The 15,630-nt window shown below is 35.4% G+C and carries 20 protein-coding genes, 4 tRNA genes and 1 other annotated feature; of the genes, 14 read left to right on the top strand and 10 right to left on the bottom strand.

Features of this window, described 5'->3' with window-relative positions:
* The 10 genes from Q5I67_RS02000 to Q5I67_RS01955 form a co-directional block, all read right to left on the bottom strand.
* On the bottom strand, positions 1 to 401 hold a 401-nt coding region (locus Q5I67_RS02000; RefSeq protein ID WP_302486184.1), incomplete at its 3' end, for a lyase family protein.
* Positions 401 to 1,615: an argininosuccinate synthase gene (locus Q5I67_RS01995; RefSeq protein WP_302486183.1), complete on the bottom strand. Its 1,215-nt coding sequence runs from the start codon at positions 1,613 to 1,615 to the stop codon at positions 401 to 403. The genes Q5I67_RS01995 and Q5I67_RS02000, both read right to left, overlap by 1 nt.
* A 77-nt stretch (positions 1,616 to 1,692) precedes the next feature.
* The gene (gene argF / locus Q5I67_RS01990) at positions 1,693 to 2,622 is read right to left on the bottom strand and encodes an ornithine carbamoyltransferase (RefSeq protein ID WP_302486182.1); all 930 of its coding nucleotides are present in this window, start codon (positions 2,620 to 2,622) and stop codon (positions 1,693 to 1,695) included.
* Positions 2,623 to 2,645: 23 nt separating this feature from the next.
* A complete protein-coding gene (locus Q5I67_RS01985) occupies positions 2,646 to 3,842 on the bottom strand; it encodes an aspartate aminotransferase family protein (protein ID WP_302486181.1) in 1,197 nt (398 codons plus the stop codon).
* Between the two features lie 25 nt (positions 3,843 to 3,867).
* Positions 3,868 to 4,770, bottom strand: coding sequence for an acetylglutamate kinase (argB, locus tag Q5I67_RS01980; protein WP_075555153.1), 903 nt, complete (start codon positions 4,768 to 4,770; stop codon positions 3,868 to 3,870).
* Positions 4,770 to 5,975, bottom strand: coding sequence for a bifunctional glutamate N-acetyltransferase/amino-acid acetyltransferase ArgJ (gene argJ / locus Q5I67_RS01975; protein ID WP_302486180.1), 1,206 nt, complete (start codon positions 5,973 to 5,975; stop codon positions 4,770 to 4,772). The genes argB and argJ overlap by 1 nt, the downstream gene beginning before the upstream one ends.
* An 18-nt stretch (positions 5,976 to 5,993) precedes the next feature.
* Positions 5,994 to 7,028 (bottom strand): N-acetyl-gamma-glutamyl-phosphate reductase, encoded by a 1,035-nt coding sequence (gene argC / locus Q5I67_RS01970; RefSeq protein ID WP_296899255.1) that lies wholly within the window; start codon positions 7,026 to 7,028, stop codon positions 5,994 to 5,996.
* Positions 7,029 to 7,269: 241 nt separating this feature from the next.
* A complete protein-coding gene (locus Q5I67_RS01965) occupies positions 7,270 to 7,854 on the bottom strand; it encodes a hypothetical protein (RefSeq protein WP_296899247.1) in 585 nt (194 codons plus the stop codon).
* 110 nt (positions 7,855 to 7,964) lie between these two features.
* Positions 7,965 to 8,885 carry a SufD family Fe-S cluster assembly protein gene (locus Q5I67_RS01960; RefSeq protein ID WP_008538904.1) on the bottom strand — a complete coding sequence of 307 codons (921 nt, stop codon included), beginning with the start codon at positions 8,883 to 8,885 and terminating at the stop codon, positions 7,965 to 7,967.
* Positions 8,886 to 8,896: 11 nt separating this feature from the next.
* Positions 8,897 to 9,616 carry an ABC transporter ATP-binding protein gene (locus Q5I67_RS01955; protein WP_296899250.1) on the bottom strand — a complete coding sequence of 240 codons (720 nt, stop codon included), beginning with the start codon at positions 9,614 to 9,616 and terminating at the stop codon, positions 8,897 to 8,899.
* A gap of 385 nt (positions 9,617 to 10,001) precedes the next feature.
* Between Q5I67_RS01955 and Q5I67_RS01950 the strand changes: the two genes are divergently transcribed.
* The 14 genes from Q5I67_RS01950 (at position 10,002) to rpsG (ending at position 15,594) form a co-directional block, all read left to right on the top strand.
* Positions 10,002 to 10,077 (top strand) — tRNA-Thr (locus Q5I67_RS01950).
* 15 nt (positions 10,078 to 10,092) lie between these two features.
* Positions 10,093 to 10,168 (top strand) — tRNA-Met (locus Q5I67_RS01945).
* Between the two features lie 11 nt (positions 10,169 to 10,179).
* Positions 10,180 to 10,255, top strand: a tRNA-Thr gene (locus Q5I67_RS01940).
* Positions 10,256 to 10,269: 14 nt separating this feature from the next.
* A tRNA-Met gene (locus Q5I67_RS01935) sits at positions 10,270 to 10,346 on the top strand.
* Between the two features lie 236 nt (positions 10,347 to 10,582).
* Entirely contained in the window at positions 10,583 to 10,732 is a 150-nt protein-coding gene (gene rpmG, locus Q5I67_RS01930) for a 50S ribosomal protein L33 (protein ID WP_008538901.1), read from the top strand.
* A gap of 35 nt (positions 10,733 to 10,767) precedes the next feature.
* A complete protein-coding gene (secE, locus tag Q5I67_RS01925) occupies positions 10,768 to 10,986 on the top strand; it encodes a preprotein translocase subunit SecE (RefSeq protein ID WP_296899253.1) in 219 nt (72 codons plus the stop codon).
* 47 nt (positions 10,987 to 11,033) lie between these two features.
* Entirely contained in the window at positions 11,034 to 11,561 is a 528-nt protein-coding gene (nusG, locus tag Q5I67_RS01920; protein WP_302486191.1) for a transcription termination/antitermination protein NusG, read from the top strand.
* 62 nt (positions 11,562 to 11,623) lie between these two features.
* Positions 11,624 to 12,049: a 50S ribosomal protein L11 gene (gene rplK, locus Q5I67_RS01915; protein ID WP_008538898.1), complete on the top strand. Its 426-nt coding sequence runs from the start codon at positions 11,624 to 11,626 to the stop codon at positions 12,047 to 12,049.
* Positions 12,050 to 12,123: 74 nt separating this feature from the next.
* Positions 12,124 to 12,828, top strand: coding sequence for a 50S ribosomal protein L1 (rplA, locus tag Q5I67_RS01910; protein WP_296896982.1), 705 nt, complete (start codon positions 12,124 to 12,126; stop codon positions 12,826 to 12,828).
* 6 nt (positions 12,829 to 12,834) lie between these two features.
* Positions 12,835 to 12,977, top strand: a sequence feature (ribosomal protein L10 leader region).
* 36 nt (positions 12,978 to 13,013) lie between these two features.
* The gene (gene rplJ / locus Q5I67_RS01905) at positions 13,014 to 13,556 is read left to right on the top strand and encodes a 50S ribosomal protein L10 (RefSeq protein ID WP_296896980.1); all 543 of its coding nucleotides are present in this window, start codon (positions 13,014 to 13,016) and stop codon (positions 13,554 to 13,556) included.
* Between the two features lie 71 nt (positions 13,557 to 13,627).
* Positions 13,628 to 13,996, top strand: coding sequence for a 50S ribosomal protein L7/L12 (rplL, locus tag Q5I67_RS01900; RefSeq protein WP_296896978.1), 369 nt, complete (start codon positions 13,628 to 13,630; stop codon positions 13,994 to 13,996).
* 353 nt (positions 13,997 to 14,349) lie between these two features.
* Positions 14,350 to 14,589 carry a ribosomal L7Ae/L30e/S12e/Gadd45 family protein gene (locus Q5I67_RS01895; protein WP_296896976.1) on the top strand — a complete coding sequence of 80 codons (240 nt, stop codon included), beginning with the start codon at positions 14,350 to 14,352 and terminating at the stop codon, positions 14,587 to 14,589.
* Between the two features lie 116 nt (positions 14,590 to 14,705).
* The gene (gene rpsL / locus Q5I67_RS01890) at positions 14,706 to 15,083 is read left to right on the top strand and encodes a 30S ribosomal protein S12 (RefSeq protein WP_008538888.1); all 378 of its coding nucleotides are present in this window, start codon (positions 14,706 to 14,708) and stop codon (positions 15,081 to 15,083) included.
* 40 nt (positions 15,084 to 15,123) lie between these two features.
* Entirely contained in the window at positions 15,124 to 15,594 is a 471-nt protein-coding gene (rpsG, locus tag Q5I67_RS01885) for a 30S ribosomal protein S7 (RefSeq protein WP_008538887.1), read from the top strand.
* Positions 15,595 to 15,630: the final 36 nt, after the last annotated feature.

Genomic DNA, 15,630 nt, shown 5'->3' with positions numbered 1-15,630 from the left:
TTTTGTTCGCCTAACTCATGATTAAAATCACAAGTGTGCAGCTCACAATAATCAAGTGCTACTTGGTCATTACGGCTTCTAGCAGTGTGAAGACGACCGCCAGCTTCGCCGATTGCTTCAGTAAGACGTTTTTCAATATTCATATGAATATCTTCAAGGTCAACAGAAAAATCAAAATCACCTTGTTCGATTTTAGCTAAAATATTTTTTAAGCCAGAGATAATATTATTTTTATCTTCTTCAGTCAAAATACCAACTTTGCAAAGCATGGTAGCATGGGCTATGCTACCAGCTATATCTTCATGATACATGCGTTTGTCAAAGTTAATAGAAGCCTGAAATTCATTGATCATTTCATCTGTAGATTTGGCGAATCTACCGCCCCACATTTGTTCTGCCATTATTTTAAACCTGCTTTTTCTTTCATTAATGCACGAACTTTGAGTGGAAGACCAAAGAGGTTGATGAATCCAGTAGCATCTGCTTGGTTGTAAACATCGTCTTCTTCAAATGTTACGAATTCTTGGCTGTAGAGGGAGTATGGAGATTTTGCACCAGCTGGGCAAATATTGCCTTTATAAAGTTTAAGTTTAACAGTACCAGTAACTGTTTCTTGAGTTGCATCAACGAATGCTGCAAGAGCTTCACGAAGTTGGGAGAACCACATACCATCATAAACGAGTTCAGCGTATTTGATAGCAACTGTTTCTTTATAATGAAGAGTTTGACGGTCGAGGCAAAGATATTCAAGTTCTTGATGAGCAGCATATAAGATAGCTCCGCCTGGATTTTCATATACACCACGGGATTTCATACCAACAAGACGATTTTCTACGATATCTGTGATACCAACACCGTTTTTAGCACCGATTTCATTTAATTTTTCAAGGAGTGCAACAGGAGCAAGTTTTTCACCGTTTACAGCAACAGGAATACCTTTTTCAAAGTCAATTGTTACATATTCAGCTTCATCAGGAGCATTTTCTGGAGCTTTACTGATTAAATACATGCTGTTTTTTGGAGCATTCCAAGGATCTTCAAGGTCAGAACCTTCATGGCTTAAATGCCAGATATTTCTATCCATGGAGTAAGTTTTGTTTTCTGTAGCGATTGGAATACCATGTTTTTCAGCATAAGCAATTTCTTGTTCACGAGAACGAAGTTCCCATTCACGCCATGGAGCGATTAATTTGATATTTGGAGCAAGAGCTTTTACAGAAAGTTCGAAACGAACCTGGTCATTACCTTTACCAGTAGCACCATGAGCGATAGCATCAGCACCTTCAGCTTTTGCAATTTCAACAAGGCGTTTTGCGATAAGTGGACGAGCAAAGGAAGTACCTAAAAGGTATTTACCTTCATAAACAGCACTAGCTTTTAATGTTGGGAATACATAGTTTTCTACGAAGTCTTCAGTTAAATGTTCGATATAAACTTTAGAAGCACCGGATTTTAAAGCTTTATCATGAACAACATTTAATTCATCGCCCTGTCCGATATCAGCACAAACTGCGATAACTTCGCAACCATTATAGTTTTCTTTGAGCCATGGAATGATAACGGAAGTATCAAGACCGCCAGAGTAAGCAAGAACTACTTTTTTAATATTTTCCATTTAAATTACAACTCCTTAAATTTACGATTTTTAAATAGTCATATTATGTATGGCTATTAGATATATTAACAGATTTATCAGCCCATTAAAAGAGCCATGATTGCTTTTTGTGTATGAAGACGATTTTCGGCTTCATCAAAGATGACATTTGCATTTTTTTCAAGAACATCTTCAGCGATTTCTTCACCGCGATGAGCAGGAAGACAATGCATTACTACAGCACGTTTATCAGCTACGCTGAGAAGTTCGTTATTGATTTGATAATCTTTGAAGATTTTTACACGAGCATCGTGTTCAGCTTCTTGTCCCATACTTGCCCAAACGTCAGTATATAAAATATCTGCATCTTTAGCAGCTTCATATGGGTCATTTAAAATTTCAATATTGCTACCTGTTTTTGCGGCATCAAGTTTAGCATTTGCTACTACTTGAGCATTTGGTTCATAGCCTTTTGGACTAGCACTAGCAAAATTCATACCTACTTTAGCACAAGCATACATCAAGGAATGAGTCATATTATTGCCGTCACCAATATAAGCCATTTTCAAGCCTTTTAAATCTTTGCCTTTATGTTCTTGAGCTGTTAAAAGATCTGTCAAAGCTTGGCAAGGGTGAAGTAAGTCTGTGAGTGCATTGATAACAGGAATGCTAGCATATTGAGCAAATTCTTCAACTTTGTCATGACCGAAAGTACGGATCATTACACCGTCAAGATAACGAGAAAGAACGCGAGCAGTATCTTTGATTGGTTCGCCACGACCGATTTGAAGGTCACGGTTGGATAAGAATAATGCTTGTCCGCCTAATTGATACATACCAACTTCAAAGGAAACACGAGTACGAGTAGAAGATTTTTCAAAAATCATACCGAGAGTTTTTCCTTTTAAAAGATGGTGTTCAACGCCAGCTTTTTGTTTAGCTTTTAATTCATGAGCTAAATCTAAAATTTCCATTACTTCATCAGAAGTTAAATCATGTATAGATAATAAATCTTTGCCTTTTAGCATGAATATTTCCTCCTCGTTAAGTTTTAAGCGTATTTTGGTAATACTTTATCTAAAACAGAGATTAATTCGTCAACGTGAGCTTTAGTGATATTAAGTGGTGGTACAAAGCGAAGTACATTGCCAGCAGTGCAATTGATGATTGCACCATAGTCTAAGCATTCGTTTGCAATTTCACGGCCAGGACGAGTAAGTTCCATACCTAAAATTAAACCACGACCACGGACTTCTTTGATTAAATTTGGATATTTTGCTTTGTATGCTTCAAATTTAGATTGAAGATAAGCACCTATTTCTTTGGCATTTTCCATGAGATTGCCATCAATTAAGGCATCTAAAACAACGCAAGCTGCTGCACAAGCAAGTGGATTACCACCAAATGTGGAACCATGGTCTCCAGCATGGAAGGCACTAGCAACTTTGTCTGTTGCCATGAAAGCACCGATTGGCACACCGCCAGCGAGACCTTTTGCAAGTGTTACAATATCTGGTTTTACACCAAATTGTTGACAACCAAAGAATGTACCAGTACGGCCCATACCGCATTGAACTTCATCGAAGATTAAAACGGCATTGTACTTGTCACATAAAGCACGTACTTTTGGTAAATAATCTGGATCAGGGACATGAACGCCACCTTCACCTTGGATAGCTTCAAGCATTACAGCACAAGTTTTATCACTCATTTTTGCTTCGAGTGCTTGAATATCATTGTATGGCACATAGTCAAAACCAGCAGGTAATGGACCAAAGCCATGATGATAATGATCTTGACCTGTAGCAGTCAATGTGGCAATAGTACGTCCATGGAAACTATGAAGTGCAGATATTATTTGAATTTTTTCTGGATCAATATTAGTTGCATATTTACGAGCAAGTTTGATGGCACCTTCATTAGCTTCTGCACCGGAATTTCCAAAGAACACTTTATCCATGCCACTTAAATTTTTGAGTTTTTCTGCTGCTTCAACTTGAACTTCAGTGTAATAAAGATTGGAGCAGTGTATCATTTTTGCAGCTTGATGACTTATTGCTTCAACAAGTGGTTTGTAATTATGACCAACAACGTTTACTGCGATACCAGCTAAAAAGTCAATGTATTTTTTACCTTGTGTATCATAAACATATGGACCATCACCATGGTCTAAAACTATATTATAACGAGCAAAGACAGGTAAATAATCATTTTTGTCTTTAGCAAAAATTTCTTGATTAGTTAACATATAAATTCTCTCTCCTTCTATCGAATTAGCGAACTACTTCTGTACCAATACCTTGAGAAGTAAATAATTCGAGAATTAAAGAATGAGCTTCGCGACCATCAATGATACAAGCTTTGCCAGTACCGCTATCGAGAGCATGAAGACATGCTTCTACTTTTGGTATCATGCCACCGCCGATACTGCCATCATTGATGAGTTTTTTAGCTTCGCTTTGAGTGAGTGTAGAGATAAAGGAAGATTTATCTTCAAAATCACGATAAATTCCTTTAGTATCAGTTAAGAGTAAAAGTTTTTCAGCTTGAAGTGCACCAGCAACTTCAGCAGCTACATAATCAGCATTGATATTGAAAGATTCATCTGCATGACCTGCACCGATTGGAGCGATTACAGGAACATAATCATTATCTAGTAAATCATTGATTAAAGCTGTATTGATTTTTTCTACTTCACCAACATAACCGATATCTACTTGTTCAATAGCATCTGTACCATTATGTACTTCTGCTAATTTTTTATGAGCGATAATTAAATCTGAATCTTTACCACTTAAACCAACAGCACGAATACCAAGACGATTTAAACGATTTACGATTTCAGAATTGATTTTACCAGCAAGTACCATTTCAGCGATTTGCACAGTTTCTTTATCAGTAACGCGAAGACCGCTTACAAATTCAGTTACTTTGCCGAATTTTTTTAAGAAAGATGTGATATCAGGACCGCCACCATGAACGATTACAGGGCGAATACCAACATATTTCATAAGTACGATATCTTTCATTACTTGTTCTTTTAAAGTATCGTTTATCATGGCATTACCACCGTATTTGATAACGATGGTTTTGCCATAGAATTCTTGAATATATGGAAGGGCTTCTACTAGAATAGAAGCCTTATCTTCAGCGGAAAAATTATTTAAATTACTCATCAGGTGTGATACTCCCCATTGATTTTTACATATTCGTAAGAAAGGTCACAACTCCAAACTGTAGCATCTTCTTGTCCCATATTTAATTCAATATCGATAACGATATCTTTTTCTTTCATAACATGAGTGAGAGCTTTTTCATCATAAGTTGCACCAGTACCATTAGCAAAAATAGTAATGCCACCGAATTTTACAACAGTTTTTTCAGGAACCATATCTGCACCAGAGTAACCAACAGCACAGATTACACGTCCCCAGTTAGGGTCTTCACCGAAGAATGCAGTTTTTACAAGTGGAGAATTAGCAATTGCCATACCTACAGTTTTAGCATCAGCAAAAGATTTTGCACCTTTTACATTGATTGTTAAGAATTTGCTAGCACCTTCACCATCAGCTGCAATTTGTTTTGCAAGTTCTGTGCAAAGCATCATGAGTTTATCAAAGAAGATTTGATAATCAGCGTTTTCTTCTGTGATTTTTGCATTATTTGCTTCGCCGTTAGCGAGTACGATTACCATATCATTTGTACTCATATCACCATCAACGGAAATCATGTTGAAGGATTTTTCTACGCAACCAGACACAGCTTTTTGTAAAAGTGGTTGATCAATTGCGATATCTGTTGTGATATAGCAAAGCATTGTAGCCATATTAGGACGGATCATACCAGAACCTTTAGCAATAGCACCCATGCGAACAGTTTTACCAGATAATTCGAATTCGCAAGTTACGCATTTGCTATGAGTATCAGTAGTGATAATAGCTCTACCAGCATCATCACTTCCAGTTGTAGATAAATGAGCTACAGCATCTTTGATACCAGTTTCAAGTTTATCCATTGGTAAATTAACACCGATAACACCAGTGGAACCAACGATTACATCATCAGCATTAACACCGAGTTCATCAGCTGCGATTTGTGCCATTTTATGAGCATCATCTAAGCCTTGTTGACCTGTGCAAGCGTTAGCACAGCCAGCATTAGCTACGATTGCATGAGCAGTTCCTGTAGCAACTACTTCTTTGGATACGTAAACAGGAGCAGCAGCTACTTTATTTTGAGTGAATGTTCCTGCTACAGCTGCTTTAGTTTTTGTATAAATAACAGCAACATCTAAGTTACCGCTTTTTTTTATGCCAGCTTTAACACCCGCTGCTGTAAAACCTTTAGCGAATGTTACGCCTTGAGTATCTTTCTTTATCATAAATATACCTCCGAATTGTCATGGATAGATTGGAGTAAAATCTAAACCAGTTTTTTCATCAAAACCGCAAGCAATATTGAAGTTTTGAATAGCCTGTCCTGCGGCACCTTTTACTAAATTATCGATAGCGGAAAGGACGATTATGCGACCAGTTCTAAGGTCGATATGCCAACCAATATCGCAAAAATTAGAACCGCGAACTTCTTTTGTAGATGGATAAGCACCACGACCTAGCAGGCGAATGAAGAATTCATTGCCATACATATCAGTATATGCTTTATCAATCATTTCAGGAGTTACCCATTGTTTAATATTTGCATAACAAGTACTTAAAATACCTCTAGACATTGGTACTAAATGAGGTGTGAAATTCAAAGTAACTTTACGATGACATAAATGACCTAAAGCTTGTTCGATTTCAGGTGTATGACGATGTGTAGCTACGCCATAAGCTTTGAAATTATCATAAAGCTCAGGATAATGTGTCATTTGTTTAGCTGAGCGACCAGAACCGGATGTACCAGATTTAGCATCAATGATAATAGTATTTGGTTCGATAAATTCATTTTTTACAAGTGGTGCTAAAGCTAAGATACTAGCTGTAGTATAGCAACCAGCATTGCCGATAATTTTAGCATTTTTAATATCTTCGCGATAAAGTTCAGCTAGACCATAAACGCGAGGTGCGTCTTTATGTGTATGAGCTACTTTATACCATGCTTCATAGATATCTGTATCATCAAAACGGTAATCTGCACCTAAATCAATAATACGAACATTGGTATTGGCTAAAGCTTTACCTACTTCCATAGCATGACCATGAGGAAGACCTATAAATACAAAATCGCTATCATTAGCAATAGTATCCATATCTTTCATACTGATTAATTCTTGGTCATATAATCCTCGTAAGTGAGGATATACTTCAGAAATTTTTTTACCAGTATAGCTTTCTGAGGTGATATGTACTACTTGGACTTGGGGATGATTGTACAGTAAACGTAAAAGTTCTGCACCAGCATAGCCAGTAGCACCGATAATACTTACTCTAATCATGATATCCTCCATTGAAAAAATTAGATCCTAACACTTCAAATTATAAAGAAATAGATAGTGTTAACATGTAAATAAATTATAACACAAAATAGAAAAAACGCTAATCAAATAAGGTGGTTATAATTATACATCCTAATCGCATAAAATTTCAATAGTTTTTTTGAAAAAAATAATAAAAAAATGGTATATATAGACTAAAAGAATATATATACCATAAATTAATATTTATAAACTATGTTTATTTTTGTGCTTGAAGGCTTAATGTACGGAAGAATTTATGCATAAACATGGAATAATTTTCTAAATTATCATCTTCGGTATCGCCGCCAATTATTTGATAGGAACAAATCCAGTGATTATCTTTAGCATCATATACATCAGCAAACATAACTACACGGCTATCATTAGCAAATGTGAAAATTACATAAGCATCAGCGTAATTTTTGATATTATCTTTATAAATACTTAGTGCTTCACGATTAGATAAAGTAGTGATATCAGTGCCTGTAGTAGCTTTTATATTTTGAATTACATCTTTATCAGATAGTAAAGTGTATGTAACTTCATCTTCTTTAGCCACTTTAAAAATAACGTCTGTCAACATATCAGGAGTGATTAATTCAGGGGCATTTTCTAATTTAGCTTTGCGTTCAATGCTCAAAGCAGAAGGTTTATAATTTGGTGTATAAATAGCCAATGTATGAATATTTTTTAAGTTATAGTCTTCATCCATCATAGTGATTTTTTCATTAGCTGCAAATGCTGTAGATATACTAAAGAGCATGATTGCTAACAATGAAAATATAGTAATTAGTTTTTTCATGAAAAAACCTCCTAAATAAAATTTAATTAATAAATAATATTCGTTTAAAAATTTTTTATTCCTGCTAAAAAAGGCTCCAAATTAGAGATTTTATTTGGAGCCTTTCTATTTTATTTTAAGAAACCATTTATAATTTGATTTTCAGCTTCTTTTTCAGTTAAGCCTAAACTCATTAATTTTATTAATTGTTCTCCTGCAATTTTACCGATAGCTGCTTCATGAATTAAATTTGATTCAGGGTGATTTGCTTTGATTTCAGGAATTGCAGAGATTGTAGCATCATCCATGATGATGGCATCGCATTCAGAGTGACCATGGCATTTATTATTGCCGTAGATTTTTGCTATAAAAATCTGTTTGGATTTTTCTTGTGCTACAGCTCGAGAGATGATATTAGAGTGAGAATTTTCACCATCTAAATTTACTTCAAAATCACTTTCAGCATATTGATTTCCATGAGTTAAAAGTTTTTCTTTGACTATTAAAGTAGAATTTTTACCGACAGTTCCTTTAGTAATTCTCTTAGTAGAGTTAATGCCACGAATTTGAGTGGTTTCCATTTCCATATAGGAATTTTCATCCATTTCAACAATTGTTGTAGGGTTCATGATGCGTTTACCATCACCATCGCCAGAACCATAATGTTTTTCTAAATATTTTACTTTAGAGTTTTTACCTATATAAAAAGCATGAATACCATCATGTTCAGAGTCTGCATTGCCACAGTTATGGATACCACAGCCAGCGACAATGGTCACATCACAATCATCGCCGATGAAAAAGTCATTATATACTAATTCATTGACGCCAGATTTATCCATGATAACAGGAATGTAGCAAACTTCTTTTTTTGTTCCTGGAGCAATGCGGATATCAATGCCATCTTTATCTTCTTTTTTAGTTATAGTTATATTTTTACTAGAAGCTCTATCAACAGCTTTACTATTTAAACGGATATTATAAGCACCTTGTGGTTTATCTTTAATACCAGCTACTTTTTCTAATAAATCTTTTTCTAGATTATCTAACATGAGGAGTCCTCCTATTTTTTATAGAAATCACAAACACCAGCAACTTCCATGAGCTGAGGCATGATTTCTTCTTTTGTACCAATTTGTTTAATAGAACCATTGGCGATTAATACAATTTGGTCAGCTATATTTAAGATACGTTCTTGGTGAGAGATGATCATAATTGATTGTTGTTGTTCATGTAATTTTTCAAAAACACTGATGAGTTTTTGGAAACTCCATAAATCAATGCCAGCTTCTGGTTCATCAAAAACAGCCAATTTTGTTTGTTTTCGGGCCAAAATAGTAGCGATTTCAATGCGTTTGATTTCGCCACCAGATAGAGATGTATCTACTTCACGATTTACATAATCAGCAGCACAAAGACCAACTTCAGATAAATATGTGCAAGCACCACTTGTGGATAATTTTTCACCAGCAGCCAAGCTGAGTAAATCTTTAACACCGATACCTTTAAAGCGGACTGGTTGCTGGAACGCAAAACTGATGCCAGCATTAGCACGTTTAGTAATGTCCCAATCAGTGATATCTTCTCCATTAAATAAGATTTTACCACTGGTAGGTTTTTCAATGCCCATGATTATTTTGGCTAAAGTGGATTTACCACCGCCGTTTGGGCCAGTGATTACTGTAAATTTTTTATCATCAATAACTAAATTGATATCTTTAAGAATTTGTTTAGTTTTATTTCCATCATCAACAGAAAATGATAGATTTTTTAATTCTAACATTAATCTAACTCCAATCTAATATATTTATGTAATTTATATATATTAAATACATAATATATGATACCTATTATACAATTTTTATTATATATTAGCAAAAGTAATTTAAATTAAAATCTTTTTTTGTTGGTAATCTATTATAAAAAAATGAAATAGTTTTTTAGTTTATTAAAAATACAGTAGTTTTAATAAAAAAATAAGATTTTATTAAAGTTTTTGGAGAGAAAAAGATATCCTTAATTAATATATATAAGTGTGATGATTATGGGCAAAAACAACTTTTTTTAAGTTTTTTTTAATTTTTTTCAAAAAAGGGGTTTACAAATGGATTATCTTATGATAACATTATTACCTGTCAGCACGGTGCTGACAAACGAAAGCGAGAAACGCTGGTGTAGCTCAATTGGCAGAGCAGCTGACTTGTAATCAGCAGGTTGGGGGTTCGATTCCTCTCGCCAGCTCCATATTCTTTACCAAATCGCGGGGTGGAGCAGTTGGTAGCTCGTCGGGCTCATAACCCGAAGGCCAGAGGTTCAAGTCCTCTCCCCGCAACCAAAGCCGATTCTGCTGGTGTAGCTCAGTCGGTAGAGCGTATCCTTGGTAAGGATAAGGTCACCGGTTCAATCCCGGTCATCAGCTCCAAAAAAATATAATATGGCGGCGTAGCTCAGTTGGCTAGAGCATGCGGTTCATACCCGCAGTGTCCGGAGTTCGAATCTCTGCGCCGCCACCAATCAAAACAACAACCCCTTAATTGGGGCTTTATTTATGTTGGTAGGTTTGAATATCTCGTTTAAATATTCAATAAGAAATGATAATATTTTCAGTGTCAGGCGTTTTTGGTAGTTCAATTTCGCCTGAAGTCGTGTTATTTATTTGACACATGTTTTTAATTGTGATAAATTATATAGGCGACGTTTATAAGACGAACGAATATTATACTAAATGATGTAAAGAGGGGTGCATGAGATGCGCAATGCTGTTACTTTAGCCTGCACTGAATGCAAACAGCGCAACTATCAGACTAATAAAAACAAAAAAAATAATCCTGATAGAATTGAAATGAAAAAGTATTGCAAATTCTGTAAAAAACATACTTTACACAGAGAAACAAAATAAGGTTTTCCTTTGTAGTAGTGTGAGGAAGTGAAAAAATGGCACAGAATGAAAATACTCCAGTAAATCAGGAAAAATCCGGAATAATAGGATTCTTATCTGGTGTAAAAACAGAGTTAAAAAAAGTTGTTTGGCCTACTCGCAGAGAACTTGTCTCTTATACAGGAGTAGTTTTCGTTGCGGTGGCATTTGTTTGTGCTTTAATTTGGATATGTGATACTGTTTTTGCCCGTATATTTGATCTCATTTTACGTTAAATACAGGAGGTGGAGATGTCTTGTCCCTTGACATGGAATTAGAAAAGATGGAACTAGGAAAAAAATGGTATGTAATCCATACATATTCTGGTTATGAAAATAAAGTAAAACTTAATCTTGAAAGAAAAATCCACTCCATGGGTATGGAAGACAAAATCTTCAATGTAATCGTGCCTGTAGAAAAAGAGACTGAAAAGAAAAATGGCAAAGAAAAAGTAGTAGAAAGAAAAATTTTTCCAGGTTATGTCTTACTTGAAATGATAGTGGATGAACGTTCTTGGTATATTGTAAGAAATACACCAGGTGTTACAGGATTTGTTGGTTCAAATACAAAACCTGTTCCATTAACAGATGAAGAAGCAAATAGAATTTTAAAAGCAATGGGTATGGATAAACCAGCAGAACTTGATATTGAAGTGGGTGACCAAGTAAATATTACTTCTGGTGCTTTTGAAAATTTTGTTGCAACTATAACAGAAATTGATTATAGTAAGAGTAAGATTAAAGGCGTTGTTGATATGTTTGGTCGTGAAACTGTTATTGAAGCAGATTTCGATCAGATAGAAAAAATATAAATCAGCAAATTTAAATATAACATATAGTTATATTCCATAATCCTAAGGAGGTGTAAATAACAATGGCAAAAAAAGTTGTTAAACTTGTAAAATTGCAAGTTCTCGCTGGTAAAGCTACTCCTGCTCCTCCAGTTGGTCCTGCTTTAGGTCAGGCTGGTGTAAATATCATGGCTTTCGTTAAAGAATTCAACGAAAGAACTGCTAAACAGGGCGGTTTAATTATCCCAGTAGAAATTACAGTTTTTGAAGATAGATCCTTTACTTTTGTTACAAAAACTCCACCAGCAGCTGTATTATTAAAGAAAGCAGCTGGCATTGAAAAAGCATCTGGTGAACCTAATAAAAAGAAAGTGGCTAAATTACCACGTGCTGAAGCAATGAAAATTGCAGAAAGCAAAATGCAAGACCTTAATGCTGCAGATATTGAAGCTGCAACTCGCATGATCGAAGGTACTGCACGCAGCATGGGTATCGAAATCGTTGACTAATTTTATTAGTTGAGATAAGATACTTGACTGTGGGAGGCTTATACCGTTAAAACCACAAAGGAGAGAATTTTATAATGGCTAAATTTGGTAAAAAATACCAGGACGCAGCTAAATTAGTTGAAGCTGGTAAAGCATATGATTTAGTAGAAGCAATTGAAGTAGTTAAAAAAACTGCTACTGCTAAATTTGATGAAAGCGTTGATGTAGCTGTTCGTTTAGGTGTTAATCCTAAATATGCTGATCAACAAGTTCGCGGTGCTGTTGTATTACCACATGGCACTGGTAAATCTAAAAAAGTATTAGTTTTTGCTAAAGGCGATAAAGTTGCTGAAGCACAAGCTGCTGGAGCTGACTATGTTGGTTCCGATGAATTCGTTGCAAAAATTAAAGAGGGCTGGTGTGACTTTGATGTTACAGTAGCTACTCCTGATATGATGGGTGTTGTAGGTCGTTTAGGTAAAATCCTCGGTCCTCGTGGCTTAATGCCAAACCCTAAACTTGGTACTGTTACAATGGATTTAACAAAAGCTGTTAATGAAATTAAAGCAGGTAAAGTTGAATATAGAACAGATAAAGCTGGTAACGTACATGTGCCAATCGGTAAAGTTTCTTTCGATAACGAAAAACTCGTTGAAAACTTACAGACACTTCTTGACACATTAGTAAAAGTTAAACCAGCAGCAGCAAAAGGTCAATACATGCGTAACATCACAGTTAGCACAACTATGGGCCCAGCTGTTACTGTAACTACAAACTTCAAAGCTTCTAAAGCTGAATAATTTAATATTCATTTAGTAAAGCGACTTAAGACAGCAGGTGTTGCAATTTATTTTGCGACATAATATAGCCTGCCGAGGTCAGATACTTGGCAAGGCATGAAAACTTTGCGGTCTCTGGTCCTCACTAGAGACCGTTTTTTGGTTTCGTAATAAATATCCTTATTTGAGAGGGGGTGTCATGAAAAATGGCAAACATTCGTCCAGAAAAACAGGCCGCAGTTGCAGGTCTTAAAGAACAACTTAGCTCTGCAAAAGGTGCTGTATTAACAGGTTATAAAGGTTTAACTGTAGCTCAAGATATGAAACTTCGTGCTAAACTTCGTGAAGCAGGTGTTACTTATCATGTTGTAAAAAACACAATGGTTCGTATTGCTGCTAATGAAATTGGCTTAGAAGGTTTAGATCCAGTTCTTAACGGTACTACTGCTCTTGCAGTATCCGCTGATGATGCTGTAGCTCCAGCTAAAGTTATTTATGAATTCATCAAAGAAAATAAACTTGAAAACACAGAAGTTTTAACTATTAAAGCTGGTCTTGTTGAAGGTAAAATTATCAATGTTGAAGAAGTTAAAGCTTTGGCATCCCTACCATCCCGCGAAGTTCTCATCGCAAAAATTCTTGGAAGTATGCAAGCTCCTATCTCTGGTGTTGTCAACGTACTTCAGGGTACTATTCGCAACGCAGTATATGTGCTTGATGCAATTCGTGCTCAGAAAGAATCTGCATAAGCAGACTCTCTCTATATAAATAATATAAAAATAAAATGAAATTAATGTTTTAAATTTGGAGGAATATAAAAATGACTAAAGAAGAAATTATGCAAGCCATTGAAGAAATGACTGTTCTTGAATTATCCGAACTTGTAAAAGCTATGGAAGAAAAATTTGGTGTTAGTGCTGCTGCTCCTGTAGCTGTAGCTGCTGCTCCAGCTGCTGGTGCTGCTGCTGCTGAAGAAAAAACTGAATTCGATGTTGTTTTAGCTTCCGCTGGCGACAAAAAAATCAACGTAATCAAAGTTGTTCGTGAAGTAACTGGCCTTGGCTTAAAAGAAGCTAAAGCTTTAGTTGATGGTGCTCCTGCTCCTGTAAAAGAAGGCGTTTCTAAAGAAGATGCTGAAGCATTAAAAGCTAAATTAGAAGAAGCTGGTGCAACTGTAGAACTTAAATAATTTTATTTAAGTAAAGTTGATAAGCTATTAAAGGACACTGGATATTATCCGGTGTCCTTTTTGTGCTTTTTATGATGAATTTAGATGAAAAAATAAAATCTTTCTATCAAAAACAAGTGTCTAATGTAAAAGGTATGTAAATAAAAATATTTTCTTAAAATTTAATAAATTAGAAAGTGAGATAGCATGAGGCCTTTATTTATAAGGGTTTTTACGGCTTTTATATTTATATATGATACGCCAGGAACCGTGTAAATAAAAATACTTATAAAATATGTGTTGACAATACTTTTTAATGATGATAATATTAATGAGTGCCTGAAATCTGTCAGTTAGTATTTAGGAGTGATAAAATGACAGTTACACTAAAAAATGCTAAACGCGTTATTGGCATAAAACAAGTTACTAAAGCGGTGAAAAACGATTTAGCGAAATGTGTTTACATAGCAGATGACGCAGATGATAGAGTTTTAAGCCCTTTAAAAGAGCTTTGTATGACCAAGAATGTTAAAATGGTTTTTGGAAATACAATGGCTGAATTAGGTAAGTCCTGTAATATTGAAGTAGGTGCTGCTGCGGTAGCATTACTTTAAGGGATACCGTTAACTAAGCTGAAAATCTTACAGCAAGTAAGATTTCTTAATCTAAAATATCCGAAATAAGGATAGGGCTTTGAAGCCTTTGGAAATTTAAGGAAGGAGGTGCATGTATGCCTACAATAAATCAGTTGATTCGTAAAAGCAGACAGAGCATGCAGGAAAAATCTACAGCACCGGCATTAAAAAATTGCCCGCAGAAACGTGGTGTTTGCACAAGAGTATATACTACTACTCCTAAAAAACCAAACTCCGCATTGCGTAAAGTTGCCCGTGTTCGTTTAACGAATAGTATTGAAGTAACAGCTTATATCCCTGGTATTGGTCACAATCTTCAGGAACATAGTGTTGTTTTAATTAGAGGCGGTCGTGTAAAAGACTTACCAGGTGTGCGTTATCACATCATTCGTGGTTCTTTGGATACTGCTGGTGTTCAAAACCGTGAACAAGGAAGATCTAAATACGGTGCAAAACGTCCTAAGAAAAAATAATTACTTAAAACATTGAAGACTATGACAAGGAGGGGTAGTAATGCCAAGAAAAGGTTCCGTACCTAAAAGAGATGTATTACCAGATCCGGTGTACAAATCCAAGGTTGTAACTAAATTCATAAATAAAGTTATGCTTTCCGGTAAAAAAGGTGTTGCTGAGAAAGTTGTATATGATGCATTTGACATTATAAAAGAAAAAACTGGTAAAGACCCAATGGAAGTTTTTGAAACTGCATTGAAAAATGTTATGCCAGTATTAGAAGTTCGTGCACGCCGTGTTGGTGGTGCTAACTACCAAGTTCCTGTAGAAGTTCGTCAGGACCGTCGTATGACACTTGGTATTCGTTGGATTGTTAACTATGCTAGACTTCGTGGTGAAAAAACTATGAACGAACGTCTTTCCGGCGAATTAATGGATGCTGCTAACAACACTGGTGCAGCAATTAAGAAAAAAGAAGATACTCATAAAATGGCTGAAGCTAATAAAGCATTTGCTCATTATCGTTGGTAATTTTAAAGTATCTTTTGTATAATATAAGGAGCGATG

The organism is uncultured Megamonas sp. (assembly GCF_958438645.1).
GTDB lineage: Bacteria > Bacillota > Negativicutes > Selenomonadales > Selenomonadaceae > Megamonas.
Note: the sequence above shows the minus strand (reverse complement) of the source record. Positions and strands in the feature narration are given on the sequence as shown.